The sequence below is a fragment of the Acidocella sp. genome, from assembly GCF_013044125.1.
GTDB lineage: Bacteria > Pseudomonadota > Alphaproteobacteria > Acetobacterales > Acetobacteraceae > Acidocella.
Window position 1 is genome coordinate 1 of the sequence record NZ_JABEVC010000015.1, and the last position, 2,556, is coordinate 2,556.

At 63.4% G+C, this 2,556-nt stretch carries 2 protein-coding genes; one reads left to right on the forward strand and one right to left on the reverse strand.

Annotated elements, in window-relative coordinates:
- Positions 1 to 147: 147 nt before the first annotated feature.
- Entirely contained in the window at positions 148 to 1,941 is a 1,794-nt protein-coding gene (aspS, locus tag HKL97_RS00775; RefSeq protein WP_291421881.1) for an aspartate--tRNA ligase, read from the reverse strand.
- A 61-nt stretch (positions 1,942 to 2,002) separates the two neighbouring features.
- Here aspS and HKL97_RS00780 point away from each other — a divergent pair.
- On the forward strand, positions 2,003 to 2,556 hold a 554-nt coding region (locus HKL97_RS00780), incomplete at its 3' end, for a ribonuclease D (RefSeq protein WP_408820523.1).

Below are 2,556 nucleotides of genomic sequence, written 5' to 3' on the forward strand. Positions count from 1 at the left end.
ATATCTTCCCGCGCGGGACACGCGCGCTTTGTTTTCAGTGGCCTGCTTGTCCCTTCCGTCCGCGGCGAGATGCAGCGGACTTCAGGGGCAGGACACTAGAGGGTGATTGCCCGTCCGGCCCCGGGAGGCGGACGGGCGGTGTTTTGCTCAGCTCTTCACCACTTTTGGCGGCAGGGCCAAAGCGATGGAGAGCTCCTTCAGCCGTGGGGCGGCGATGGGCGCGGGGGCGCCCATCATCAGATCCTCGCCCTGCTGGTTGAGCGGGAAGGCGATGACCTCGCGGATGTTGGGCTCATCGGCCAGGAGCATGACGATGCGGTCAATCCCCGGGGCGGAGCCGCCATGCGGCGGGGCGCCGTAGCGGAAGGCATTGAGCATGCCGCCGAAGCGGGCTTCGACTTCTTCTGGTCCGTAACCTGCGATCTCGAAGGCTTTCAGCATGATGTCCGGCCGGTGGTTGCGGATGGCGCCGGAGGAAAGCTCGATGCCGTTGCAGACGATGTCATACTGGAAGGCTTTGATGGTCAGCGGGTCCTGGTTCTGGAGCGCGTCCATCCCGCCCTGGGGCATGGAGAAGGGGTTGTGGGAGAATACGATTTGTTTGGCCTCTTCGTCGTATTCGTACATCGGGAAATCGACGATCCAGCAGAATTTGAATTTTTTGGAATCGATGAGGCTGAGGTCGTGGCCCAGCTTGGTGCGCACGGTGCCTGCGAATTTGGCGGCGTCCAGCTCTTTGCCGGCGGCGAAGAACACGGCGTCACCGGCTTTCAGGCCACAGGCGGCGCGGATTTGTTCGGCCCGCTCAGGCGAGAGGTTTTTGGCAATCGGCCCCTGCGGCCCGGCGTCGGAGAAGGTGATGTAGCCCAAACCGCCCGCCCCTTCGGCGCGTGCCCATTCGTTCAGCTTGTCAAAAAAGGAGCGCGGGTTGGCGCCGGCCCCAGGTGCTGGAATGGCGCGCACGATGCCGCCGCCCTCGATGATTTTGGCGAACAGGCCAAAGGAGGAGCCGCGGAAGGCTTCGGTGACGTCGGAGATGATGATCGGGTTGCGCAGATCGGGCTTGTCGGAGCCGTATTTGAGCAGGGATTCATCGTAGGGGATGCGTTTGACGTCGAGATCGATCTCGCGGCCATTGGCAAATTCAGAGAATACACCAAGCAGGATCGGCTCGATGGTGTTGAACACATCCTCCTGGGTGACGAAGCTCATTTCGAAGTCGAGCTGGTAGAACTCGCCTGGGGAACGGTCAGCGCGGGAGGCCTCGTCGCGGAAGCAGGGGGCGATCTGGAAGTAACGGTCAAACCCGGCGACCATGAGCAGCTGCTTGAACTGCTGCGGCGCCTGGGGCAGCGCGTAGAACTTGCCCGGATGGTTGCGCGAGGGGACCAGGAAGTCGCGCGCGCCCTCAGGGGACGAGGCGGTGAGGATCGGGGTTTGGAACTCGGTGAAATCGGCCTCGATCATGCGGCGGCGGAAGGAAGCGATGACGCCGGCGCGCAGCATGATGTTTTTGTGCACCTGCTCGCGCCGCAGATCGAGAAAGCGGTATTTGAGGCGAAGCTCGTCAGGGTAGCTCTCATGCCCGGCGACCTGGAGGGGCAGGACATCGGCGGTGGATTGCACGAGCAGGTCTTCCACCCGCAGCTCGATCTCCCCGGTGGGGAGTTTCGGGTTGGTGGTGCCTGGTGCGCGTTCCACGACCGTGCCGGTGAGGGTGACCACGGACTCAACGCGCAGCGACTCCGCCGCGGCAAAGGGGGCGGAGCCGGCCGCGAACACGCATTGGGTGAGGCCGAAATGGTCGCGAAGGTCTATGAACAGCAGGCCGCCGTGGTCGCGCTTGGCGTGGACCCAGCCGGAAATCCGGGCGGTTTGGCCGATATTCGCTGACCGCAGGGCGGCGCAGTTGTGGGTGCGGTAGGGATGAGAGTGTTGCATGAGAGGCGAATGAAACCGGGGCCTCTTCCCTGTCAAGCCGGGGGGTGATTAAGGAGAGATTATGAGTGACATCCAAACGGCCTTCATTACCACAACCGACGAGCTGGCCGCCCTGTGCGCGCGGCTGAGCACCGAGGAATTCGTGACCGTGGACACCGAGTTCATGCGCGAGCGAACGTATTATCCCGAGCTTTGCCTGGTGCAGCTGGCGGGAACCCGCGATGTGGCGGTGGTGGACGCACAGGCGAAGGGCATTGACCTTGCCCCGCTGGGCGTGCTGCTCGCCAAGCCCGATGTGGTGAAGGTATTCCACGCCTGCCGCCAGGATGTGGAAATATTTCTGCTGATGTTCGATGCGGTGCCGCTGAACCTGTTTGATACCCAGGTGGCGGCGATGGTGGCGGGGTTTGGCGACCAGGTGGGCTACGACGCGCTGGTGCAGGCGCTCACCGGCGGGCATATCGACAAGGCGCACCGCTTCTCTGACTGGTCTGCACGCCCGTTGACCAAGGCGCAGGTGGATTACGCCGCCGCCGATGTGACGCATTTGCGCACGGTATATGAGCGGCTGATGGCGCGGCTGCGGGTGGATGGGCGGATGGCGTGGGTGGGCCA